Genomic DNA, 24,133 nt, shown 5'->3' on the forward strand with positions numbered 1-24,133 from the left:
GAAACGGCGGCCGCCGCGGGCGGCCTCACCCGCCGCGCGACGCGTTGGGCGGCCCCTTGAGCTCGATGGTGTTGCCGTCCGGATCGTTGAGATAGCACGACGGCCCTTCACCATGCGCGCCATAGCGCTGCACGACTTCACCGAGCGTCACCCCATGCGAGGCGAGCCCGCGCCGGATGGCCTCGTCATCGAATGGCTCGACGCGCAAGCAGAAGTGGTCCATGTTGCGAGCCTCCGCACCCGGCGCGGCCCCGCCCCGGCGGCCGATCGTGCCGTCCACGTCGACCAGATCGATCAGCGAATCGCCCGCCCGCAGCTGCACGAGCCCGAGATCGGCCTGCGCTTTCTCCAGCGTGCACCCAAGCACATCGACATAGAAGTGCTGGAGCCGGGCCACGTCGTTGGTGCGCAGCACGACATGGTCGAGAGCGACGAACGGGATTTTCATCATGCGCTCAACGCGTAGCGCCGCCGCTTCTCGACCTTGGTCTCGTGGGTCATTTCGCTGCGGCCGTCTTCGAATACGGTCTCGAGCCGCACCGTGAATCCCCACAGGCGCGCAACGTGCTTGAGCACTTCCTCGAAGCTGTCGTCGAGCGGCTTGCGATCGCTTTGCACATGACGCAGCGTAAGCGATCGGTCGCCATGCAGGTCGACGTGCGCGACCTGGATGTTCGGCTCGAGCTGGCTCAGGTTGTACTGCTGCGCGAGCATCTCGCGGATCTCGCGGTATCCCGAGTCGTTGTGAATCGCGGTGACGCGCAGGCGGCTGTCGCGGTCGTCGTCGAGCACCGAGAACAGTTTCAGGTCGCGGATGACCTTCGGCGAGAGGAACTGCTGGATGAAGCTCTCGTCCTTGAAGTTGCGCATGGCGAAGTCGAGCGTCTTGAGCCAGTCGCTGCCGGCGATGTCGGGCGCCCAGCGACGGTCCTCGTCGGTCGGCGACTCGCACATGCGGCGAATGTCCTGGAACATCGCGAAACCGAGTGCGTACGGATTCAGGCCGCTGTAGTACGGACTGTCGAACGACGGCTGATAGACCACGTTCGTGTGCGCGTGAAGAAACTCCATCATGAAAGCGTCGTTGACGAGCTTCTCCTTGTAGAGCTGCTGGAGAATCGTGTAGTGCCAGAACGTGGCCCAGCCCTCGTTCATCACCTTCGTCTGGCGCTGCGGATAGAAGTACTGCGCGAGCTTGCGCACGATGCGCACGATTTCGCGCTGCCACGGGGCGAGCTTCGGGGCGTTCTTCTCGAAGAAGTACAGCAGATTCTCCTGCGGCTCGCTCGGGAACGGCGGCTCCTCCGATTCGGTAGGGTCGAGCCCGTCGTCCTCGTCGTCATCGTGCAGCACGTGGTTGGGCAGCGTGCGCCAAAGGTCGTTGATCTGCATCTGCAGATAGTTCTCGCGCTCCTTCTGGCGCGCCTGCTCCTGTGCGAGTGACAGGCGCTTGGGCCGCTTGTAGCGATCCACGCCGTAGTTCATGAGCGCATGGCACGAATCGAGCAACAGTTCCACGGCCTGCTCGCCGTAGCGCTGCTCGCACTCGGTGATGTAATTGCGCGCGAAAAGCAGGTAATCGACGATGGCGTCGGCGCTCGTCCACGTGCGGAACAGGTAATTTCCCTTGAAGAACGAGTTATGGCCGTAGCTGGCGTGCGCGATGGTCAGCGCCTGCATCGTCATGCTGTTCTCCTCCATCAGGTACGCGATGCAGGGGTTCGAGTTGATGACGATCTCGTAGGCGAGCCCCATTTGCCCGCGCTTGTAGCCGCGCTCGGAAGACAGGAAGTGCTTGCCGTAGGACCAGTGGTGATAGCCGATGGGCAGGCCCACGGTGGCGTAGGCGTCGAGCATCTGCTCGGCAGTGATGATCTCGATCTGGTTCGGGTACGTGTCGAGCCGGAAGTCCGACGCGATGCGCGCGATCTCCTGCTCGTAGCGCTGAATCAGTTCGAACGTCCATTCCGATCCGGTGGATATGTACGCCATGATGCGTCCTCGTTGCGGTGCGGGCTCCGGGGCGGCGCCGGGCGGCGATCAGGCCGCCTTCTTCTTGAACAGATCGTGCAGCACCGGGTAGATTTCGGCCGCTTCCATGATGCGTTGCATCGCGAAATTCGGGTACTGCTGCTTGACCGACAGGTATTCGTTCCACAGATTCTGCGGCTCGGCGCTGGCGACTTCGACATACGCGAAGTACTGGACCGCCGGCATGATCGTCTGGAGCAGCAGATCGCGGCAGATCGGCGAATCGCCGTCCCAGTTGTCGCCATCGGAGACCTGCGCGCCGTAGATGTTCCAGTCGCTCGGCGAGTAGCGATCCGCGATGATCTCCGTCATCAGCTTGAGCGCGCTCGACACGACGGTGCCGCCGGACTCGCGCGCGTAGAAGAAGTCGTCTTCGTTGACCTCCTTGGCGGTCGTATGGTGACGGATGAGCACGAGATCGATGCGCTCGTAGTTATGCCGCAGGAACAGGTACAGCAGCATGAAGAAGCGCTTGGCGAGATCCTTGCGGCTCTGGTCCATCGACCCGGATACGTCCATCAGGCAGAACATGACGGCCTGCGCCTGCGGGCGCGGCTGCATGATCCGGTTCGAATAGCGCAAATCGAGCTTCTCGATGTAGGGAATTGCCTCCACGCGAGTGCGCAGGTGCGTGATCTCGTGCGCGAGCGCCAGCGCGCGCGGCGAGGTGTCGCCCTCGCGCGAGACCACCTCGGCGTACTCGGCCTCCAGCTCGCGCAACTGCTTTCGATAGGGTGCCGTGAGCGCGATGCGCCGCCCCAGCGAGCTGCGCATCGTGCGAATGACGTTCAGGTTCGACGGCGTACCGTCGATGGAATACCCCGCGCGGACCTTGCGGAACTCCGGAATCTGGGCGAGCCGGCGTTTCGCGAGGTCCGGCAGGGCCATGTCCTCGAAGAAAAACTTCAGGAATTCCTCGCGCGAGAGGTTGAAGACGAAATCGTCCTCGCCCTCGCCCGAATCGCTGGCGCGGCTGCCGCCGCCACCCGCGCCCGATGGCGGACGCTCGAAGTTGTCGCCCACCACGAACTCGCGATTGCCGGGATGCACCATCTCCCGACGCCCGCCAGGCCCGTGGTGGAACAACGGCTCCGAGATGTCCTTGACCGGGATCGAGACCTGTCCGCTGCCATCGATGTCGGTGATCTTGCGCCCGCCCACCGCCTTCGCGACCGCACGACGAATCTGCTCGCGGTAGCGTTTGATGAACCGTTGCTGATTGATGGCGCTTTTGTTCTTGCCGTTTTGCCGTCTGTCGATGATTGCTGACATAGTGGCCCCGATGGATTACGAGGATTTGCGCACGCGCAGATACCATTCCACGAGCAGGCGGACCTGCTTCGGGGTATAGCCTTTTTCCACCATCCGGTTGACGAAGTTGGCGTGCTTTTCCTGATCCTCCTTGGAAGACTTCGCGTTGAAGGAGATCACCGGCAGGAGATCTTCCGTGGTCGAGAACATGCGCTTTTCGATGACGGCCCGCAGCTTCTCGTAGCTCGTCCAGAGCGGATTCTTGCCCGCGTTGTTGGCGCGCGCGCGCAGGACGAAGTTCACGATCTCGTTGCGGAAATCCTTCGGGTTCGTGATGCCGGCCGGCTTCTCGACCTTCTCCAGCTCGTCGTTGAGCGCCGTGCGATCGAGAATCTCGCCGGTGTTAGGATCGCGATACTCCTGATCCTGAATCCAGAGATCCGCGAAATTCACATAGCGATCGAAAATGTTCTGGCCGTACTCGGAATACGACTCCAGGTACGCAGTCTGAATTTCCTTGCCGATGAACTCCACGAACGGCGCGGTCAGATACTCCTTAATATAGGCCAGATAGCGCTTCTCGACTTCGCTCGGATACTGCTCGCGCTCGATCTGCTGCTCGAGCACGTAGAGCAGATGCACCGGGTTGGCCGCCACTTCGGTGTTGTCGAAGTTGAAGACCTTCGAGAGCACCTTGAACGCGAAGCGCGTGGACATGCCCGTCATCCCTTCGTCCACCCCGGCGTAGTCGCGGTATTCCTGATACGACTTCGCCTTCGGGTCGATGTCCTTGAGGTTCTCACCGTCGTAGACGCGGACCTTGGAGAAGATGTTGGAATTCTCCGGCTCCTTCAGACGCGTGAGCACGGCGAACTGGGCCAGCATCTTGAGCACGTTCGGCGCGCGCGGCGCGTTGGCGAGCGAGCTGTTCTTCACGAGCTTCTCGTAGATCTTCACCTCGTCGGTCACGCGCAGGCAGTACGGCACCTTCACGATGTAGATGCGATCGAGAAAAGCCTCGTTGTTGCGGTTGCCCTTGAAGCTCTGCCACTCCGCCTCGTTCGAGTGCGCGAGCACGATGCCGTCGAAGGGAATCGCACCGAACCCCTCCGTTCCCTTGTAGTTGCCCTCCTGCGTGGCGGTGAGCAGCGGGTGCAGCACCTTGATGGGCGCCTTGAACATCTCGACGAATTCGAGCAGGCCGCGGTTGGCCAGGCACAGGCCGCCGGAATACGAATAGGCGTCCGGGTCGTCCTGCGGATACTCCTCGAGCTTGCGGATGTCGACCTTGCCCACGAGCGACGAGATGTCCTGGTTGTTCTCGTCACCCGGCTCGGTCTTGGCGATCGCGATCTGCTGGAGCACCGACGGGCGCACCTTCACCACGCGAAATTTTGTGATGTCGCCGTTGAACTCGTTCAAACGCTTGGTGGCCCACGGCGACGGAATCGTGTTCAGATACCGCACCGGAATGCCGAAGTCCTCTTCCAGAATCTTGCCGTCTTCCTCGGGCGAGAACAGCCCCAGAGGCGATTCGTGCACCGGCGATCCCTTCAGGCAATAGATGGGCACGTCCTCCATCAGCGCCTTGAGCTTCTCGGCCAGCGACGACTTGCCGCCCCCCGGGGGCCCGAGCAGATAGAGGATCTGCTTGCGTTCCTCGAGACCCTGCGCGGCGTGCTTGAAGAACGACACGATCTGCTCGATCGTGTCTTCCATGCCGTAGAAGTCGCGAAACGCCGGGTAGATCTTGATGATCTTGTTCGAGAACAGCCGCGAGAGTCGCGGGTCGTGGTGCGTGTCGATGAGCTCGGGCTCACCGATGGCGCGCAACATCCGTTCGGCCGCCGTGGCATAGGCCGTGGGATCCTTCTTACAGATCTCCAGGTATTCCTGGATGCTGTACTCCTCCTCCTTGCGTGCTTCGAAACGTGTCGTGTAGTGGCTGAAAATATCCATATGCCTCACCCCCGCTTCATCGGAAAACACCGCGACGCGATGCCCGCTCTGTTGCCTAAGACTCGGATGACTGCGCAATGGTTTCGACCTGGCTCACTGCATGCCGGAGCGACTGTCGCGAAACCCTTCGCACTGTCCCCTCCCTCACATGAACGACTCAAAATCGGTTTAGGTTGACTTTAAACTTGTCGCTGGAAATTGCAACCGTTTACTCATCATATGCACAAAACAAAAAAACTGTCGCTAGATATTTTCCGCAGCGCTAAGCAATCGCGATAACCCGCATCGCACAAGGGTTTCCGCGTCATCTACGCACTGCGCATGTTGCGCGAATCATGCCAAAATTCGAGCGATTTTCGACGCCATCTCGCACGCACTGCGCATTCGGGTTTGCCTGCATTTCGAATCGCCTCCGTCGCAACGTGAATTCATTACGGAATCCTATCTATCAGCCAGAATTCAGCGGAAAGATTCAGTGCACGATGTGCCGGGTTTTCGTGAAAAAAGTGGGTGGCCCGACGACGTCGACGCAATGCGAAGACGTGGGCGCGAGAGAATTGCTTTCCTGAGCGAGCGTCGCGAGTGCGCGGGTCGCGATGGTCGGGCGAACGTCGTGCCGCGAAGGCAGAATCCGCGAGCGGAAAGTCGGGGGCCGGATGATCGAACGGGAAAACCTCCTCGGCGGTAACGGCATGTTGCCGCACGGTCCGCCCGATGCGCGGGATGCTCCCCGCGTCACCTTGCGCCGCACCATGCCACCGTCTCATCGATGCCTTGCATATTGCCGATCTCTGGAATGAAGCGAACAGCGTGCCAGTCGACCGAGCGTGAACCCATGTTACGCCGGTTCGCAAAAATATGCTGCCCCGATATGTAACGTCTTGTGTAGCCGCCCGTGATCGCCCGCCGCAGCGGGCTTCGGCACGCCAGCATGGCCGCCGCGGCGCGCCGCCCTGCTGCCGGCGGCGCGTCGGCCCGATCCGCCCTCGCACTGCCGGCGCGCCGCTTTCGAGTGCTTGGTCCCTGACATTCGCCCCGACATTCGCCCCGACATTCGCCCCGAGGTTCGCGCCGAGGTTCGCGCCAAGGTTCGCGTCGGCATTCCCCCCATATATCTGCTCCGCATGCGCGCTCGATATATTCGCCCCGATGTTGGCGCCAATAGTCGGCTCCAATACGCCGCCGCGATATTTCGTGCAATAATGCAACTTTGTTGCATTTATTATCCAGTTGCAATCCGCTCGGCTTGCCTGCGCATCGTCCCGCTCATGATCCGCTTTTCCGTTTGGCTCTACCGTCTCGCCGGCTGGGAGCGCACCGCCCTGACGCTGCTGGTGCTCGCCCCGCTGTGGGCGCTCGTCTACTGGGCGCTGCAAGGGGTAGGCTCGTGATCGGCTGTCGCGACCTGTCGGTGCGCTACGGGCCGAACGTGGCGCTCGAAGCGGTGAGCGTCACGTTCGCACCGGGCGTGCTGAGCGCCGTGGTCGGGCCGAACGGCGGGGGCAAGACCACCCTGCTGCGCGCGCTCGCCGGGTTGCAGAAAGCGTCGAGCGGCGAAGTCGTCAGCGACGCGGCGGTGGCGTATCTGTCGCAGCGTCCCGAGACCGATCACCGCTTCCCCATGTGCGTCGAGGAGTATGTCCTGACCGGCACCTGGCGCCGCACCGGCGACGCGCGCCGTCTCAGCCGCGAGGAATTCGGGCGAGCCCACGAGGCGCTCGCCCGCGTCGGGCTGGCCGACAAGCGCGCCCAGGCGCTCGAAGCCCTGTCCGGCGGGCAATGGCAGCGGGCGCGCTTCGCCCGGCTGATCGTCGAGGACACGCCCGTCGTTTTGCTGGACGAACCGCTCACCGGCATCGACGTCCCGTCTGCGGAACTGTTGCTGGCCTTGCTGGATCAATGGCGCAGCGAGGGCCGCACGGTGGTGACCGTGCTCCACGACCTGCCGCTGGTGATGGACCGCTTCGAATACGTGGCCGTGATCGCCGGCCGGCTGATGGCCGCCGGCGCACCGGCCGACTGCCTCTATGGCGGCCGCGGTGCGCGGGAGGGCCGCACGCCGAACGGCGGCGACCATGGCGGCCTGTGGGGTGCGGGCGGCTACACGGCGTTCGCGCCGCGGCCAGCGACGGCGCAGCGCGCATCACCCGCTCCGGGAGGCCGGCGGTGAGTCAGGTGCTGAGTCTGCTCATCGGTCCGTTCGCGGAATTCGACTTCATGCGCCACGCGCTCGTCGGCAGTCTCGCGCTGTCGCTCGGCTGCACGCCCGTGGGCGTGTTCCTGCTGCTGCGGCGCATGAGCCTGATGGGTGACTCGCTCTCGCACGCGGTGCTGCCCGGTGCGGCCATCGGCTACCTGATCGGCGGCCTGTCGCTGCCGTGGATGGCGGGCGGGGGCATGGCGGCGGGGCTGCTCGTCGCGCTGCTCGCGGGCGTCTCGAGCCGCCGCACGCGTCTGGACGAAGGTGCCTCGTTCGCCGGCTTCTATCTGCTGGCACTCGCGGGCGGCGTGGTGATCGTCTCCAAGTGGGGCAACAGCGTCGACCTGATGCATTTGTTGTTCGGCTCGGTGCTGGCGGTGGACGATCCGTCGCTGCTGCTCGTCGCCGCGATCGCCTCCGTGACGCTGTTGTGGTTCGGATGGCATTATCGCGGTCTCGTGCTCGATAGCGCCGACCCGGCGTTCCTCGGTCAAGGCCGGGGCGGGAGCGTGCTGCGCTACCACCTCGGCTTCACGGTGCTCACGGTGATGAACCTGGTCGCGGGTTTCCAGGCGATGGGCACGCTCATGGCCGTAGGGCTCATGATGCTGCCGGCCGCCACGGCACGGCTGCTTGCCCGCACGCTGCCCGGCATGCTGCTCGTCGCGTGGGTCGTGGCAAGCGCGTCGAGCGTGATCGGCCTGTTGATTTCGTATTACCTGGCCTGTCCTTCGGGACCGGCCATCGTTTTGACGGCGGGCATCGCCTATCTGGGCGCGCTGCTTGCCTCGTCGGGCCGGTCCGGCACGTCCGGCGCCCCGGCGCTTTGAGAGAGGAAAACATGTTCGGATTGGAAAAATCGGGCCGCGGGTCGTGGCTGGCAACGCTTCTCGCCGCGGGGTTCGCCCTCGCGCTGGCGTTCGCCGCCCCGGCGCGTGCGCAGGACACACGTCTGCCCGTCGGCGCGAGCTTCAGCATCCTCTCCGACATCGTGAAAGTGGTCGGCGGCGACCGCGTCGACGTCACCACGCTCGTGGGCCCGGACCAGGACACGCACGTCTACGAGCCGACGCCCGCGGACGTGGCCCGGATCTCCGGCACGAAGCTGTTCTTCGTAAACGGCCTGGGCTTCGAAGGCTGGCTGCCGCGCCTGATCAAGTCGAGCCACTACGCCGGCACGCTCGTCACCGTGACCCGGGGCCTCAAGCCGCGCACGATGCTCGACGAGGGTCGCACGGTGGCCGACCCGCACATGTTCCAGGACCCGGAGCGCGTGAAGACGATGGTGGACAACATCGCCGCCGCCCTGTCGCAGGCCGACCCGGCCGGGCGCGCGTACTACGCCGAGCGGGCGAAGAACTACCGCGGCGCGCTCGACGATCTCATCACCTGGGCCAACAAGCAGCTCGCGCCGATTGCGCCGGCGCGCCGCGTGGTGCTGACCTCGCACGACGCGTTCGGCTACCTCGGCCAGCGTTTCGGCATCAGGTTCGTGGCGCCCGAAGGCGTATCGACCGAAAGCGAGGCGAGCGCCAGGGACGTCGCCAACCTGATCCGCGTGATCCGCCGCACCGGCATCCGCGCGGTGTTCATGGAGAACATCTCGAATCCCCGTCTGATCCAGCGCATTGCCCACGACGCCAAGGTCACGGTCGACGGCAAGCTCTACTCCGACGCCCTGTCGCAGAACCCCGAAGCGTCGACATATCTCCAGTTGTTCCAGCACAACATTCGCGCCATCGCCGCGGCAATGAAGGACAACCGCTAGGCGTGCCGCGCCTGGACGGTGCACGCGGTATAATGCGTGCACCACACACCGGCCCCGCCAGGAGGTCCGGACAGGCCGGCCACGCCGGCTTTTGCGTTTGGGCCGCCGCTTTTCTCCCGCGGCCCCACGAAACTGAACCCCTGAAACATCCAGAACGGACGCCCCCAGGTCAACCACTGCGAACGGCGCACACTCAATGGCAAAGAAGATTTACATCAAGACGTTCGGCTGTCAGATGAACGAGTACGACTCCGACAAGATGGCGGACGTGCTCGGCGCGGCGGAAGGCCTCGAAAAGACGGACACCCCCGAAGACGCCGACGTCATTCTGTTCAACACCTGCTCGGTGCGCGAAAAAGCGCAGGAGAAGGTATTCTCGGACCTGGGCCGCATGCGCGCCCTCAAGGAAATCAAGCCGGAGCTGGTGATCGGCGTCGGCGGCTGCGTGGCGAGCCAGGAAGGCGCCGCGATCGTGCAGCGCGCGCCCTACGTGGACGTGGTGTTCGGCCCGCAAACGCTGCATCGCCTGCCGCAGATGCTCGAGGCGCGCCGCGCGACGGGTCGCGCGCAGGTCGACATCTCGTTCCCGGAGATCGAGAAGTTCGACCATCTGCCGCCGGCCAAGGTGGAAGGCCCGACCGCGTTCGTGTCGATCATGGAAGGCTGCTCGAAATACTGCAGCTACTGCGTGGTGCCGTACACGCGCGGCGACGAGGTCTCTCGCCCGTTCGAGGACGTGCTCACCGAAATCGCCGGTCTCGCCGAGCAGGGCGTGCGCGAAGTCACGCTGCTGGGCCAGAACGTGAATGCCTATCGCGGCCTGATGGCCGACGGTGAAATCGCCGACTTCGCGCTGCTCATCGAATACGTGGCCGAAGTGCCTGGCATCGAGCGCATTCGTTACACGACGAGCCATCCGAAGGAATTCACGCAACGCCTGATCGACACCTACGCCAAGGTGCCCAAGCTCGTGAGCCACCTGCATCTGCCCGTGCAGCACGGCGCCGATCGCGTGCTCTCGGCCATGAAGCGCGGCTATACGGTGCTGGAGTACAAGTCCATCATCCGTCGCCTGCGCCAGGTGCGTCCCGACATGTCGATGTCGTCGGACTTCATCGTCGGCTTCCCCGGCGAGACCGAGGAAGACTTCGACAAACTCATGGCGATGATCCACGAGATCGGCTACGACACGAGCTTCTCGTTCATCTACAGCCCGCGCCCAGGCACGCCGGCGGCCAACCTGCCGGATGACACGCCGCGCGAAGTGAAGCTGCGGCGCCTGCAACACCTGCAGGCCGTGATCGAAGAGAACGCCGCGCGCATCAGCCAGCGCATGGTCGGCTCGCGCCAGCGGATTCTGGTCGAAGGCGTTTCGCGCAAGGATCCGAACGAGCTGCAGGGCCGCACGGAGAACAACCGCGTGGTCAACTTCCCGGTCCCCGAGGCGCAGCGCGCCGCGCTGATCGGTCAGATGACCGACGTGGTGATCACGTTCGCCTACCCGCACTCGCTGCGCGGCGAACTGGCCACCACGCACTGAACGAAGCCGCGAACATGAACGGGCGCGATGCCAGCGGACCGGCGTACCGCCGCTGCGCACCCGCCGCCCGACGACTCGCTCGACTGACCTGAACAGGCATCCGGCCGGACCATCTTGAAAGCACCCACCCAGGAATTCACCGCCCCGCGCGACGACAACCGCCGTCTGGCCAACCTCTGTGGCCCGCTCGACGAAAACCTGCGCCAGATCGAACAGGCGCTCGACGTCTCGATCTCGCGGCGCGGCCATCGCTTCTCCATTCGCGGCAAGAGCGCCGTAGTCGCCACACAGGCCCTCGAGAGCTTCTACAACCGCGCCAGCGAGCCGCTGTCGGTCGACGACATCCAGCTCGGCCTCGTGGAGACCCGGCAAGGGCACGTCCCGAGCGTGCGCCATGGCGACGACAACCCGTTCGCCACGGGCGAGTCGGAAGACGGCTCGCCGGTGCTGCACACGCGGCGCAGCGACCTGCACGGCCGCACGCCGGCGCAGCGCGAGTATCTCAAGCAGATCCTCTCGCACGATGTGACCTTCGGCATCGGCCCGGCCGGCACCGGCAAGACGTATCTCGCCGTGGCGTGCGCCGTGGACGCGCTCGAGCGCGACGCCGTCAAGCGCATCGTGCTCACGCGCCCGGCCGTGGAAGCGGGCGAGCGTCTGGGCTTCCTGCCGGGCGATCTCGCCCAGAAGGTCGACCCGTACCTGCGCCCGCTCTACGACGCGCTCTACGATCTGCTCGGCTTCGACAAGACGCAGAAGTACTTCGAGAAGCAGATGATCGAGATCGCGCCGCTCGCGTACATGCGCGGGCGCACGCTCAACCACGCGTTCATCATCCTGGACGAGGCGCAGAACACCACGCCCGAGCAGATGAAGATGTTCCTCACGCGCATTGGCTTCGGCAGCAAGGCCGTCGTCACCGGCGATACCACGCAGGTGGACCTGCCTCGCGGCCAGAAGAGCGGGCTGATGGAGGCGCAACTCATCCTGAAGAACGTGCGCGGCATCGCCATGACGCGCTTTACCAGCGTGGACGTGGTGCGCCACCCGCTCGTCGCGCGCATCGTCGAGGCCTACGACGCGCACGCCCAGCACACCGAAGCCGGCCTGGACCTGCCCGCATCGACCGAGCAGGAACTGCGCACCGCGCGCGCGCCGCGAGGCAAGGCATGAGCGCCGCGGCGCCGCGCCACGCGCTCACGCTGACGAGCCAGTTCGTGGCCGGCGCGGACTTCGCCGCGCACAAGGCGCTGCTCACGCGCGCGCGCCTGCGCCGCTGGGTGCAGGCAGCGCTGCTGGCCGACGCGGAACTCACGCTGCGCTTCGTCGACGCCGAGGAAGGCCAGGAACTCAATCGCGGCTATCGCGGCAAGGATTACGCCACGAACGTACTCACGTTCGCATACGCGCAGCACGAGAGCGATCCGGTGAGCGGCGACATCGTGCTGTGCTGCCCGGTCGTCGAGCGCGAGGCGAACGAACAAGGCATCGCGCTCGAAGCGCACTACGCGCATCTGATCGTACACGGCGTGCTCCACGCGCAAGGCTACGACCACGAGGACGACGACGAGGCGCAGGAGATGGAGGGGCTCGAGACGGAGATTCTCGCCGGGCTCGGCTATGCCGATCCCTACGCGTCGGAGAAGCCCGCGGCGGCCGCGCCCGCAGGCGCCGTTCCCGCGAAAACCGCCAAACCGGCAGCAAAGGCGCCCGCCCGCGCGCGCCGGGCCTGACCCGACACCGCCAGAACCGCATGGACCGCAATCCCGAGCGCCCGACCGCCCCCGAGCCCGCACCGGCCAGCGCATCGTGGGGGCCGGGGTGTACGCAATATCCGCCGGACATCGGCCTGGGCCGCCATCTGAGCCCCGAAGAACTCGCCTCGTCGCTCGACGCCGCCCTCACCGGCTGGGACGGCCGGCAGGATCTGTGGATCTTCGCGTATGGCTCGCTCATCTGGAATCCCGGTCTGCCCATCGAGGAAAGCCTGCACGGCCGCGTGTACGGCTATCATCGCGGCCTGTACCTGTGGTCGCGCGTCAACCGGGGCACACCGGAGCGCCCGGGACTGGTGCTCGCGCTCGACCGCGGCGGCTCGTGCGCCGGCGTAGCGATGCGGCTCGCGGCGGCCGGGGCCCGCGAGCGGCTCGAGACGCTCTGGTATCGCGAGATGGCCATGGGTTCGTACCGTCCCGCGTGGCTCAATTGCGCGCTCACCGACGGCCGCACCGTGTCGGCGTTGGCTTTCGTGATGCGCCGCGACGTGCAGAGTTACGCGGGCCGGCTGCCCGACGACATCATCCGCCAGGTGTTCGAGCAGGCGCAGGGACGCTACGGCACCACCCACGACTACGTGGCGCGTACGGTCAAGGCGCTGCGCGAGGCCGGCATGCCCGATCCGGCGCTCGAAGCCGTGCTGCACCGCTGCGGTGCGCGCCGCAATACGCCGTAATTCCGTGCGCCGCGCGGCCGGGCCGCTGCCCCGGCAATGCGACCGGCTGTCGCAGCACCGCCGCGCATTTGTTGTATCCTTGAGCTTCCTGTAACAGCTCGGCGTCCGCCCAACTTGGACGCGCCGTCATGAACGACCCTTATCCCAGTCGACCCGGTCCAAAGAAAACCGACAAACCTCGCTCTCTGCTCGAACGCCTCACCGATCTGATTTCCCCGGAGCCGGAGTCGCGTGCAGAGTTGCTCGAAATTCTGCAAGACGCTCACGCCCGCAACCTGATGGACGCCGATTCCCTGGCGATGATCGAGGGCGTATTCCAGGTGGCCGATCTGTGCGCGCGCGACATCATGGTGCCGCGCGCGCAGATGGACGCCGTCAACATCGAACAGACGCCCGAAGAGTTCATGCCGTTCGTGCTGGAGCAAGCGCACTCGCGCTATCCGGTCTATGAAGGCAACCGCGACAACATCATCGGCATCCTGCTCGCGAAGGACCTACTGCGTTACTACGCCAATCACGATTTCGACGTGCGCGACATGCTGCGCCCGGCAGTGTTCATTCCGGAGTCGAAGCGCCTGAACGTGCTGCTGCACGACTTTCGCGTCAACCGCAATCACATCGCCATCGTCGTGGATGAATATGGCGGCGTGGCCGGCCTCATCACCATCGAGGACGTGCTCGAACAGATCGTCGGCGACATCGAGGACGAGTACGACTTCGACGAGGAAGAAGACAACATCATCGCCGCACCGGACGGCACGTATCGCATCCGCGCGCTCACCGAGATCGAGCAGTTCAACGAGGCGTTCGGCACCCAGTTCGTCGACCCCGAGAACGACACGATCGGCGGTATGATCACGCACCAGTTCGGTCGTGTGCCCCGTCGCGGCGAACGTTTGCGCATCGGCAATCTCGTGTTCGAGGTGCTGCGCGCCGACGGCCGCCAGATCCACATGCTGCTGCTGCGGCGCGTGGAGCCGGCGCCGGCCGTTCAGCCCGAGTAATTCTCCATCGATCCATGCAGGAAATGACCGTCCACGCGCCCGAGCGGCGCTCGTGGCCGGCCTGGCGTGCGCGTGCGCTCGCCGGTCTGGCCGGTATCGCCCAAACGCTCGCCTTCGCGCCACGCGACGCGTGGTGGCTGCAACTGCTCGCCGCCGCCGCGCTGTTCGCGCTCGTCGAGCGCACCGCCTCGCGTCGTGACGCATTGTGGCTCGGGGGCAGCTTCGGCGTGGCGTCGTTCGTCTCGGGCATCTGGTGGCTCTACATCAGCATGCACACGTATGGCGGCATGCCCGGCGCGATGGCCGGCGCGGCAGTCGTCCTGTTCTCGGTCTATCTCGCGATCTACCCGGCGCTCGCGGCGTTCTTCACCCGCTGGGTGGGGGCGACCGGCCCCTGGCGCGCGCTCGCCTTCGCCGGCGCCTGGACGCTTGCCGAATGGCTGCGCGGCACTGTCTTCACCGGCTTCCCGTGGCTCTCGCCCGGCTACGCCCACGTCGACGGCCCGCTTACCGGCTTCGCGCCGCTCGTGGGCGTCTACGGCATCGGTGGGCTCGCCGCGCTCGCGGCGGCATGGCTCGCGCGCGGCGTGCTGCCCGCGCACGCCGGCGCGCGCCCGGCCCGGCGCCTCGCGGCCGTGCTCGGCGTGCTGATATTGCTGGGCGCCGGCGCGGGACTGGCGCGGCACGCGTGGACGAGCCCGTCGGGCACGCCGCTCACCGTGCGTCTGCTGCAAGGCAACGTGGCGCAGGACATGAAATTCGAGCGCGCCGGCATCGAGCACGCCATGGCGATGTATCGCGACATGATCGTCGCGGCGCCGGCCGATCTGATCATCACGCCGGAGACGGCCTTCCCCGTGCTGCTGCAGGGCATCCCGCCCGAAGTGGCCGGCCCCGTGCGCGAGTTTGCCGATCGCACCGGCTCTCACGTGGTGCTGGGCGCCGTGGGCGCCACGCTCACCGAGCGGGGACCGACCGACCTGACCAACAGCCTGTTCGGCGTGACGCCGCGCGACCAGACGCTCTATCGTTACGACAAGCATCATCTCGTGCCCTTCGGCGAGTTCATTCCCTGGGGCTTTCGCTGGTTCGTCGAAATGATGCACATCCCGCTGGGCGACTTCCGGCGCGGCACCGCCACGCCGTCCGGCTTCCCTGTGCGGGGGCAGCGCGTGGCGCTCGACATCTGCTACGAGGACTTGTTCGGCGAAGAGATCGCACGCTCGCTGCGCGAGGTTGCCGAGCCCGCCACCGTACTGGCCAACGCGACCAACCTGGCCTGGTTTGGCGATACCATCGCGCTCGACCAGCATTTGCAGATCGCGCGCATGCGCACGCTCGAGACGGGTCGCCCGATGCTGCGCGCGACCAATACGGGCGCGACCGCCATCATCGACGCCCACGGGCGCGTGCAGGGCCGTCTGCCGACGATGACCACCGGCGCGCTCACCGGCAGCGTGCAGCCGTACAGCGGCCTCACTCCCTACGTGCGTTTCGGCAATGGACCCGCGCTGGGCCTTGCCATCGTCGCCCTGGGCCTGGGTCTGGCGATGACGCGCCGCAAGCGCTGACGCGATGCCGGCGGACGTGAAAATCCCCCTGTTGCCGCTCGCACTGGGCGGCAACCCCCCATTCGGGTCGAATTCCCGCTAAAATTCAACGTTTTAGTCCGCTGGCCGCGCTCGCGGCCGGGCCAGCAGACTGCGCAAAATCCGCATTTTTTCCTGTTCGTCCGCGCGAATTCATCATGCTTACCTTTCAACAAGTCATCCTGACGTTGCAGGATTACTGGGACAAGCAAGGCTGTGCGTTGCTCCAGCCTTACGACATGGAGGTCGGCGCCGGCACCTCGCACACTGCCACGTTCCTGCGCGCGATCGGCCCGGAGCCGTGGCGCGCCGCCTATGTGCAGCCGTCGCGCCGTCCCAAGGATGGCCGTTACGGTGAGAATCCGAACCGCATGCAGCACTACTACCAGTACCAGGTGGTGCTCAAGCCGGCGCCGGAGAACATTCTCGACCTGTATCTGGGTTCGCTGCGCGCGCTCGGCCTGGATCTGACCGAGAACGACGTGCGCTTCGTCGAGGACGACTGGGAAAACCCCACGCTGGGTGCCTGGGGCCTGGGCTGGGAAGTCTGGCTCAACGGCATGGAAGTGACCCAGTTCACTTACTTCCAGCAGGTCGGCGGCCTCGACTGCAAGCCGGTGCTGGGCGAAATCACCTACGGCATCGAGCGTCTGGCCATGTATCTGCAACAGGTCGAGAACGTGTACGACCTCGTGTGGACCGAGTGGGAGGAGCAGACGGCCAACGGCCCCGTCAAGCGCCGCCTGACCTATGGCGACGTGTTCCACCAGAACGAAGTCGAGCAGTCGACCTACAACTTCGAGCATTCGAATCAGGCGATGCTGTTCGGCTTCTTCGACAACTACGAGAGCGAAGCGAAGCGCCTCATCGAGGCCGAACTGGCGCTGCCCGCCTACGAAATGATCCTCAAGGCCGCGCACACGTTCAACCTGCTCGACGCGCGCGGCGCCATCTCGGTGACCGAACGCGCGGCCTACATCGGCCGCATCCGGGCGCTCTCGCGTCTGGTCGCCCAGGCCTACTACGCCTCGCGCGAGAAGCTCGGCTTCCCGATGCTCAACGCCCCCGCCGCCCAACACCAAACGCAAGCCGCATGATGAGCACCGCACAACGCACCCTGCTGGTCGAACTGCTGACCGAAGAATTGCCGCCGAAGGCGCTGGCGCGTCTGGGTGACGCGTTTGCCGACGGCATCGCCAACGGCCTGCGCGCGCGCGGGCTCGTCACGGGCGAGAGCGTCGTGACGCCCTACGCCACGCCGCGCCGCCTCGCCGTCTCGATCTCGAACGTGCTCGAGCGCGCGCCCGACGCCACCATCCGCGCGAAGGTGCTGCCCGTGTCCGTGGCGCTGGACGCCAACGGCAACCCCACGCCGCCGCTGGCCAAGAAACTCGCCGCCATGGGTTTCGCGGACCTGCCGCTCGCGAGCCTGGAGCGCGCGATGGACGGCAAGGCCGAAGCGTTCTTCCACACCTACACCGCCGCGGGCGCCCGGTTGGCCGACGCACTGCAGGCCGCGCTCGATGAAACGCTCGGCAAGCTGCCGATCCCGAAGGTGATGAGCTATCAGCGCCCGGACGGCGAGACGGTGCAGTTCGTGCGTCCGGTGCACGGCCTCATCGCCCTGCACGGCGAGACGATCGTGCCGGCCACGGCCATCGGCCTTACGTCGAGCAACAGGACGCAAGGTCACCGCTTCCTCTCCAGGGGTGAGGTCGTCGTCGCCAATGCCGATGCCTACGCGGCGACGCTGGAGAGCGAGGGCAAGGTGCTCGCCAGCTTCACGGGCCGCCGCGACGCCATCCGCGAGCAATTGCTCGCGACGGCCGGCAGCGACCACGTGGTCATGCCGGACGCGCTGCTCGACGAAGTCACCGCGCTCGTCGAATGGCCCGCGATCTACGCCTGCTACTTCGAGAAGGAATTCCTCGCCGTGCCGCAGGAATGTCTGATTCTCACGATGCAGACGAACCAGAAGTATTTCGCCCTGACGGACAAGCCGCTCGCCGAGGGCGGCCGTCTGACGAATCGCTTCCTGATCGTCTCGAACATCGCCACCGCGCATCCCGAGCAGATCATCACGGGCAACGAGCGCGTGGTGCGCCCGCGTCTGGCCGATGCGAAGTTCTTCTTCGAGCAGGACAAGAAGAAGACGCTTGCCGAGCGCGTGCCGCAGTTGGCCAACGTCGTGTATCACAACAAGCTGGGCTCGCAGCTGGCGCGCACCGAGCGCCTCGTCAAGCTCGCCGGTGCGATCGCGCAGATGCTCGGGGGCAATCTCACACTCGCCGAACTCGGCGACGAGACAGCGCAGGCGGACGATCGCGACCGCCCGCTGACCGAGCTCGCCCAACGCGGCGCGCTGCTCGCGAAAGCCGATCTGTTGACCGACATGGTCGGCGAGTTCCCCGAACTGCAAGGCACGATGGGCACGTACTACGCCCGTCACGACAACGAGCCGTCCGCCGTCGCACTCGCCTGCTCGGCGCACTATCAACCGCGCTTTGCGGGCGACGCGCTGCCCGCCGGCTATACCGGCACGGTCGTGGCGCTGGCCGACAAGCTCGAGACGCTGGTGGGCATCTGGGGCATCGGCCTGCAACCGACCGGCGAGAAGGATCCGTTCGCGCTGCGCCGCCATGCGCTCGGCGTCGTGCGCATGCTCGTGGAAAAGCGCCTGCCGCTCATGCTCCGGGACTTGCTGAAAGCGGCCTACGCGCAGTTCGCTTCCGGTGTGGCCGAGTCGGGCTATCTGGCAGACGTGGAAGCCTTCGTGCTCGATCGCCTGCGCGGCTATCTGCGCGAGCGCGGCTACGCGGCGAACGACATCGAGGCCGTGCTTGCGCACCCGCATGCGATGGACGCGAGCCTGGGCGACCTGCTCGACCGGCTGGAGGCCGTGCGCGCGTTCTCGGCGCTGCCTCAGGCCGAAGCCCTCGCGGCGGCCAACAAGCGCATCGGCAACATCCTCAAGAAGACGGCGCATCCGGCCGAGGGCAAGGTACACGAATCGGCGCTCGTGGAGCCGGCCGAAATCGCGCTCCATGCCGCGCTGCAGAAAGTCACGCCCGAGCTCACGCGCCACTCGCAGGCGCACGAGTACACGCAGGCCCTGTCGGCGCTGGCCCAGTTGCGCGACGCCGTCGATGCGTTCTTCAACGACGTGATGGTGATGGCCGAGGACGAGACGCTTCGCAACAACCGCCTCGCGCTGCTGTGGCAACTGCACGTGCAGATGAACCAGGTGGCCGACCTGTCGAAGCTCGCCGCATAATCTCTTCGCATCACTTCGCCTCCGACGCTCGCACATGGATTCGCGCAAAGACCGCACCCTCGGCCCCGCCGCTCGCAAACTGGTGATTCTCGACCGGGACGGCGTGATCAACGCCGACTCCGACCAGTTCATCAAGTCGACCGACGAATGGGTGCCGCTGCCCGGCAGCCTCGAGGCCATCGGCCGGCTGAACCAGGCCGGATACCGGGTGGTGGTCGCGACGAACCAGTCGGGCGTTGGCCGCGGGCTGTTCGACATGGCGACGCTGGGCGCGATGCACGCGAAGATGTCGAAGCTGGTCGCCGCCGCCGGCGGGCGCATCGACGCGGTATTCTTCTGTCCGCACACGTCGGCCGACGCCTGCGATTGCCGCAAGCCTAAGCCGGGGCTGTTCCAGGAAATCGCGCGACGCTACGAGATCGACCTGACCGGCGTGCCGGCCGTGGGCGATTCGCTGCGCGATCTGCAGGCCGCTGCCGCCGTGGGCGCGCAGCCCCACCTCGTGCTCACCGGCAAGGGCCGAAAGACGCTGGCGGCCGGCGATCTGCCCGAGGGCACGCGCGTTCACGACAACCTGGCGGCGTTCGTGACCGACTTGCTCGCCCAGGCAGAAACCAAAGGCGCATGAACGGCGGCCGCCGCATCACGCAAGACGGCCATCGAATGGCATAGGACAATCGCTCAGGCGACTCATACCGACACACCCCACCGATGCTGCGACTCCGCTCGATTCTGTTCTTCATCTTCCTGATCGTCTGGACGGTCCCCTATGCGATCGCGTGCATCGTCTCGTTCCCGTTCCTGTCGCGCGTGCGACGCTACTGGTTCGCGGTGGGCTGGTGCCGGGTGGTGCTGCGCGTGGCCGAGGCGCTGTGCGGCATCCGCTACCGCGTGATCGGCCGCGAGAACCTGCCGGACACGCCGGCGATCATCCTGTCGAAGCACCAGTCGGCGTGGGAGACTATCGCGTTGCCCGCCCTCATGCCGCGCCCGCTGTGCTACGTCTTCAAGCGCGAACTGCTCTATGTGCCGTTCTTCGGCTGGGCGCTGGGCCTGCTGAGCATGATCCACATCGATCGCAGCAAGGGCACGGATGCGTTCCAATCGGTCGTCCAGCAAGGCCGGCTGCGGCTCGCCGAGGGCGCATGGATCATCATGTTCCCCGAAGGCACGCGCACGAAGACCGGTTCGCGCAACAAGTACAAATCCGGCGGCGCGCGTCTGGCCGCGACCACCGGCACGCCCGTCGTGCCCGTGGCGCATAATGCAGGACGCGTCTGGCCGCGCAATTCGTTCATGAAATATCCGGGGGAAGTGATCGTGTCGATCGGCCCGGTGATCCAGACCGAAGGCCGCACGGCCGAAGCCGTCAACGCCGAGGTGGCCGAATGGATCGAGCGCGAAATGGTGCGCATCGACCCGGCGGCCTATACGTCGAAACCGAGGACGCACGCCGCCGATGCGACCGACACCTCCGACGCGACACCACGAACCTGATCCGCATTCCGAGACCGTCTCATGTCGAAAGACCAGCCCGCTACCCGCGACACCCGATCCCGGCATGAGACGCCTGCTCCCCAGATGGAGCTCGATCTGTTCGGCAGCCCGGGCGCGGAAGCGAACGGCGTCGCCACCGACGTCACACTCTCCCCTCTCGCCCCGCCAGCGCCCCTCGCGCGGCCGGCGCCCATCACGCCGGCCGTACCCAGCGGCGCGGCCGCATTGAGCCCTTCCGCGTCCGACACCAACACGCTGCAGGCGCCGCCCGGCCCGCGCCGCACGCCCGCCAACGGCGAGCGCGTGATCATGCTCGACGGGCACGCGCTCTACTACCGCTTCAAGCGCTCGTCGCGCCGCACCATCGGCTTCATCATCGACGAGTCGGGCCTCGCGGTGACGGCGCCGCGCTGGGTCACGCTGGCCGACGTCGAAGCGGCCATCGTCGAGAAGAAGCGGTGGATCTTCAACAAGATCGCCGAATTTCGCGAACGTGCCGCGCGGCGCGTGATCCCGCGCGTGAGCTGGACCGACGGCGCCACGCTGCCCTACCTCGGCCACACGCTGACCGTGCGGCTGGGCGGGCGCGCCGGCGCAGCGCAATACGACATCCACACGCATACGCTGTGGCTCGACCTGCCGCCGCAGGCCGCCGCCGAACAAATGCGCGACCGCGTGCAGGGCTGGCTGCAACAGGAAGCCCGCAAGCTCTTCACGACGCGCCTGGAGGTCTACGGCGAGCGGCTTGGCGTGCGCTACAGCGCGCTGGGCCTGTCGTCGGCCGCCACGCGCTGGGGCAGTTGCAGCGCCGATGGGCGCATCCGGCTGAACTGGCGTCTGATTCACTTCCCGCTGGGCGTGATCGACTACGTGGTCGCGCACGAGCTGGCGCATCTGAAGGAGATGAATCACGGCCCGCGCTTCTGGCAAGCCGTGGCGTCGATCTTCCCGGAGTTCGAGGCCGCCCGCGACACGCTCAAGTCGCACGCCCCCGAATGGCTGCCGGAATTCTGAGCGTGCACTGCCGCCCTGGAGCCCGCGCAAGCCTCACCGCGTAGATTGTTTCAACGCCACGTGAACTGGGCTCATTCCCACGGGCGCGGGTACAATCGAGGCTTCGTTGTCCCCACACCGTGAAAACATCATGCGAATGCTCCACACCATGCTGCGCGTTGGCGACCTGCAGCGCTCGATCGACTTCTATACGCGCGTGCTCGGCATGCAACTGCTGCGCCAGAGCGAGAACGCCGAATACAAATACACGCTGGCTTTCGTCGGTTACGGCCCCGAATCGGAGAATACCGTGCTCGAGTTGACGTACAACTGGGGCGTGGACAAGTACGAGATCGGCACCGCCTTCGGTCATCTGGCCGTGGAAGTCGACGACGCGTACAAGGCATGCGACGCCATCCGCGCCGCGGGCGGCAAGGTCACGCGCGAAGCCGGTCCGGTCAAGGGCGGCACCACGGTCATCGCCTTCGTCGAAGATCCGGACGGCTACAAGATCGAGCTGATCCAGAAGCACTCGACGAAGGGCGGCCTGTAAGTCGACATCGACTGCGCTACGTCCGCGAGCCACCCTTGGGTGGCTCGTTTGCATTGGGACGGCAGGTTTTGCCGACGCCCCAATTACTCGATCGCGCGTTGCGCCAGCCAGGGATGAGGTTTGTCGATGGGCAGATAATGCCCGTCGTCGACGCCCACCTCCTGCGCGATGAGACGATTGAGCTTTTCGTTCATCGACATGACGATGTCCCGGTGTGCCGTCAGATCGCGCGCCAGATTGTTCATCTCATGGGGATCGGCCTGAAGATCGAACAATTCGAGATCGTTCATCGCGGTCAACTCGTCGAGCGTGCGTGGCACGTGGTGATGGCGCAGCGAAAAATAGCGGGCGAACTTGTAGCGCCCGTCGTTGATCGCGCGAATCGCGGAGCGCTTGTTCAGATCGATGTGCAGCGCCGCCGTGCGCTTCGCCTTCTCCTGCGCCGACAAGCCCCGCGCGCGCTGGATCGCCTGCACCTGGCCGATGTAGTCCGCATCGGCGTACAGCATCATGCTGTAGCAGTAAAGGCTCGACTCGCGCACCGCATGCACGGAAGCGCGATCCGGCGCCGCCAGTAGCGGCGACGCATCCTTGCCCTTGCGCTCGCCCAGGATCTGGCGACGCAGCCCTTCGGGCGCCCCCGTCAGACCGAGCAATGTCGGCGCCAGATCGAGGTGGCACGTCATCGCGGAACATGTCTTCCCGCCCGGGTACGCGGGGTGACGGATAACGAATGGCACATGCATCTGTTCGCGATACACCGACGATCCTTTGCCATGCATCTGATGATGCCCGCCAAGCTCGCCGTGATCGGCCGTGAAGACGACGATGGTCCGCCCGGCGATACCGAGTGCGTCCAGTTCGCTAAGCAATCGCGCGACATGGGTGTCGCAATCGCGAATGCAATTGAAGTAGTAATCCTGGAGTTTGCGCCAGCGACGGTCTTCGTCCGGAAACTGACCGACGAGCGCCGCGCGCGCCCGTTGGTATTCCAGATGCGCCGGGGGCCTACCCGGCTCGGAAAACGATTGGTGACGGCTCGCAGGAAGGGGGACATCCGGCCATGTGGCCCGATACAACGCATGTTGTGGCGGCTGCGCCGGCGCCATGCCCACACCGCCGTCATTGTCCTGTCCGGTCCATTGCACCGGCGCGCCGGGCTGATCCGTGTCGAGGAACATCACGTCGTGCGGATTGACGAGATTCACCGCAAGAAACCACGGCTTGCCCGCACTCCGGAGTTGCTCGGCGGTGCTGCGCAACCAGTTGACGCTCTCGCCCGTCGTCACGGCGTCGTACAGGTAACCGCCTTGCGACAGGCCGATCACGTCGCCCACGCCGTGATAGTCCCGAAAACCGTATTGCTCCATGATGCGATGAAGTTCCGGCCTCGGCTGGAGCCCGAGATCCTCCGGATGCGCCACCGCATCGATCTTGTCGTTGAGGTGCCACTTGCCCTTGTAGGCGGCGTAGTAGCCCGCGGCGTGCATCATCGAGCCAAGCGTGCCCAGCTTCGGGTCGAGACTCAGACCCTGTGTGAAGGGCAGCCCGAGATTGTCGAACATGCCCGTCTGCGGCATATGCAAGCCGGTGTACATCACCGAGCGCGACGAAGTACACACGTTCGTATTGTTCTCGTGATGCAGGAACGTGACGCCCTCACGCATGAGACGCTCTCTGCCCGGCACCGGAAACGGATAGCCGCCATCGAAGTGGCGCTCCTGATCCGTCACGATCAGGAGGATGTTGTAGCCAGCGGGAAGTTGGGCCGGGATGGGGGCAGCCGGGGTCGAATCGAATGCGGAAGCGGGGGCAGAAGCGGAATTGCGGCCGGAGGGCGGATTGTCGCCACTCGGGGCCGCATGGGCGACGGTGCCCGTCAATGCTCCCGATGCAGCTGCGACGCCGGTCGCCAGCAAGAAGCGCCGTCGTTCGGCGCTCGCGGGATCTCGCGGGTTGTCGGGCGTTTCGTCATCTCTGGCGTCCACCATTGCATCCTCCCAATCGACCGGCGTTTATCGG

21 protein-coding genes are annotated in these 24,133 nt (G+C 65.6%); 16 read left to right on the forward strand and 5 right to left on the reverse strand.

Annotated features, from left to right (window positions below):
- Positions 1 to 25: 25 nt before the first annotated feature.
- From CDN36_RS10870 to CDN36_RS10885, 4 genes are read right to left on the reverse strand one after another with little or no spacing between them, the layout of a single operon-like run.
- Positions 26 to 448: a VOC family protein gene (locus CDN36_RS10870; RefSeq protein WP_150554853.1), complete on the reverse strand. Its 423-nt coding sequence runs from the start codon at positions 446 to 448 to the stop codon at positions 26 to 28.
- On the reverse strand, positions 448 to 1,992 hold the full coding sequence (locus tag CDN36_RS10875) for a SpoVR family protein (RefSeq protein WP_150554765.1): 1,545 nt from the start codon (positions 1,990 to 1,992) through the stop codon (positions 448 to 450). Before CDN36_RS10875 ends, CDN36_RS10870 begins: the two co-directional genes overlap by 1 nt.
- Before the next feature lie 48 nt (positions 1,993 to 2,040).
- A complete protein-coding gene (locus CDN36_RS10880; protein ID WP_150554766.1) occupies positions 2,041 to 3,303 on the reverse strand; it encodes a YeaH/YhbH family protein in 1,263 nt (420 codons plus the stop codon).
- Positions 3,304 to 3,318: 15 nt separating this feature from the next.
- The gene (locus CDN36_RS10885; RefSeq protein WP_150554767.1) at positions 3,319 to 5,241 is read right to left on the reverse strand and encodes a PrkA family serine protein kinase; all 1,923 of its coding nucleotides are present in this window, start codon (positions 5,239 to 5,241) and stop codon (positions 3,319 to 3,321) included.
- A 1,268-nt stretch (positions 5,242 to 6,509) separates the two neighbouring features.
- Between CDN36_RS10885 and CDN36_RS10890 the strand changes: the two genes are divergently transcribed.
- The 16 genes from CDN36_RS10890 to gloA all read left to right on the forward strand — a co-directional run bounded on the left by CDN36_RS10890 (position 6,510) and on the right by gloA (position 22,111).
- The gene (locus CDN36_RS10890) at positions 6,510 to 6,632 is read left to right on the forward strand and encodes a hypothetical protein (RefSeq protein WP_277396632.1); all 123 of its coding nucleotides are present in this window, start codon (positions 6,510 to 6,512) and stop codon (positions 6,630 to 6,632) included.
- Entirely contained in the window at positions 6,629 to 7,411 is a 783-nt protein-coding gene (locus CDN36_RS10895; RefSeq protein ID WP_287496720.1) for a metal ABC transporter ATP-binding protein, read from the forward strand. The genes CDN36_RS10890 and CDN36_RS10895 overlap by 4 nt, the downstream gene beginning before the upstream one ends.
- Positions 7,408 to 8,271, forward strand: coding sequence for a metal ABC transporter permease (locus CDN36_RS10900; protein ID WP_287496721.1), 864 nt, complete (start codon positions 7,408 to 7,410; stop codon positions 8,269 to 8,271). The genes CDN36_RS10895 and CDN36_RS10900 overlap by 4 nt, the downstream gene beginning before the upstream one ends.
- 11 nt (positions 8,272 to 8,282) lie before the next feature.
- Positions 8,283 to 9,209 (forward strand): metal ABC transporter solute-binding protein, Zn/Mn family, encoded by a 927-nt coding sequence (locus CDN36_RS10905; protein ID WP_150554770.1) that lies wholly within the window; start codon positions 8,283 to 8,285, stop codon positions 9,207 to 9,209.
- A 196-nt stretch (positions 9,210 to 9,405) separates the two neighbouring features.
- Positions 9,406 to 10,749 carry a tRNA (N6-isopentenyl adenosine(37)-C2)-methylthiotransferase MiaB gene (gene miaB, locus CDN36_RS10910; protein WP_150554771.1) on the forward strand — a complete coding sequence of 448 codons (1,344 nt, stop codon included), beginning with the start codon at positions 9,406 to 9,408 and terminating at the stop codon, positions 10,747 to 10,749.
- A gap of 114 nt (positions 10,750 to 10,863) precedes the next feature.
- Positions 10,864 to 11,922, forward strand: a complete 1,059-nt coding sequence (locus CDN36_RS10915) for a PhoH family protein (protein ID WP_150554772.1) — start codon at positions 10,864 to 10,866, stop codon at positions 11,920 to 11,922.
- Positions 11,919 to 12,482: an rRNA maturation RNase YbeY gene (ybeY, locus tag CDN36_RS10920; RefSeq protein WP_150554773.1), complete on the forward strand. Its 564-nt coding sequence runs from the start codon at positions 11,919 to 11,921 to the stop codon at positions 12,480 to 12,482. The genes CDN36_RS10915 and ybeY overlap by 4 nt, the downstream gene beginning before the upstream one ends.
- Before the next feature lie 20 nt (positions 12,483 to 12,502).
- Positions 12,503 to 13,201 (forward strand): gamma-glutamylcyclotransferase, encoded by a 699-nt coding sequence (locus tag CDN36_RS10925; protein ID WP_287496722.1) that lies wholly within the window; start codon positions 12,503 to 12,505, stop codon positions 13,199 to 13,201.
- Between the two features lie 128 nt (positions 13,202 to 13,329).
- Complete coding sequence (locus CDN36_RS10930) at positions 13,330 to 14,205, forward strand: CorC family transporter (RefSeq protein WP_150554775.1); 876 nt, start codon at positions 13,330 to 13,332, stop codon at positions 14,203 to 14,205.
- 23 nt (positions 14,206 to 14,228) lie between these two features.
- Positions 14,229 to 15,776, forward strand: a complete 1,548-nt coding sequence (gene lnt / locus CDN36_RS10935; protein ID WP_287496769.1) for an apolipoprotein N-acyltransferase — start codon at positions 14,229 to 14,231, stop codon at positions 15,774 to 15,776.
- A 176-nt stretch (positions 15,777 to 15,952) separates the two neighbouring features.
- Positions 15,953 to 16,891: a glycine--tRNA ligase subunit alpha gene (gene glyQ / locus CDN36_RS10940; RefSeq protein ID WP_287496723.1), complete on the forward strand. Its 939-nt coding sequence runs from the start codon at positions 15,953 to 15,955 to the stop codon at positions 16,889 to 16,891.
- Positions 16,888 to 19,068 carry a glycine--tRNA ligase subunit beta gene (gene glyS / locus CDN36_RS10945; protein ID WP_287496724.1) on the forward strand — a complete coding sequence of 727 codons (2,181 nt, stop codon included), beginning with the start codon at positions 16,888 to 16,890 and terminating at the stop codon, positions 19,066 to 19,068. Before glyQ ends, glyS begins: the two co-directional genes overlap by 4 nt.
- 34 nt (positions 19,069 to 19,102) lie before the next feature.
- The gene (gene gmhB / locus CDN36_RS10950; RefSeq protein ID WP_287496725.1) at positions 19,103 to 19,696 is read left to right on the forward strand and encodes a D-glycero-beta-D-manno-heptose 1,7-bisphosphate 7-phosphatase; all 594 of its coding nucleotides are present in this window, start codon (positions 19,103 to 19,105) and stop codon (positions 19,694 to 19,696) included.
- Positions 19,697 to 19,779: 83 nt separating this feature from the next.
- Positions 19,780 to 20,565 (forward strand): lysophospholipid acyltransferase family protein, encoded by a 786-nt coding sequence (locus CDN36_RS10955; protein ID WP_287496726.1) that lies wholly within the window; start codon positions 19,780 to 19,782, stop codon positions 20,563 to 20,565.
- A gap of 84 nt (positions 20,566 to 20,649) precedes the next feature.
- Entirely contained in the window at positions 20,650 to 21,579 is a 930-nt protein-coding gene (locus CDN36_RS10960; protein ID WP_287496770.1) for a M48 family metallopeptidase, read from the forward strand.
- 130 nt (positions 21,580 to 21,709) lie between these two features.
- The gene (gloA, locus tag CDN36_RS10965; protein WP_150554780.1) at positions 21,710 to 22,111 is read left to right on the forward strand and encodes a lactoylglutathione lyase; all 402 of its coding nucleotides are present in this window, start codon (positions 21,710 to 21,712) and stop codon (positions 22,109 to 22,111) included.
- A gap of 83 nt (positions 22,112 to 22,194) precedes the next feature.
- Here the strand turns inward: gloA and CDN36_RS10970 are convergent, their stop codons facing one another.
- Positions 22,195 to 24,102 carry a sulfatase family protein gene (locus tag CDN36_RS10970; RefSeq protein WP_287496727.1) on the reverse strand — a complete coding sequence of 636 codons (1,908 nt, stop codon included), beginning with the start codon at positions 24,100 to 24,102 and terminating at the stop codon, positions 22,195 to 22,197.
- Between the last annotated feature and the right edge of the window lie 31 nt (positions 24,103 to 24,133).

The organism is Pandoraea sp. CB10b_02 (genome assembly GCF_002216225.1).
Classification (GTDB): Bacteria; Pseudomonadota; Gammaproteobacteria; order Burkholderiales; family Burkholderiaceae; genus Pandoraea; species Pandoraea nosoerga.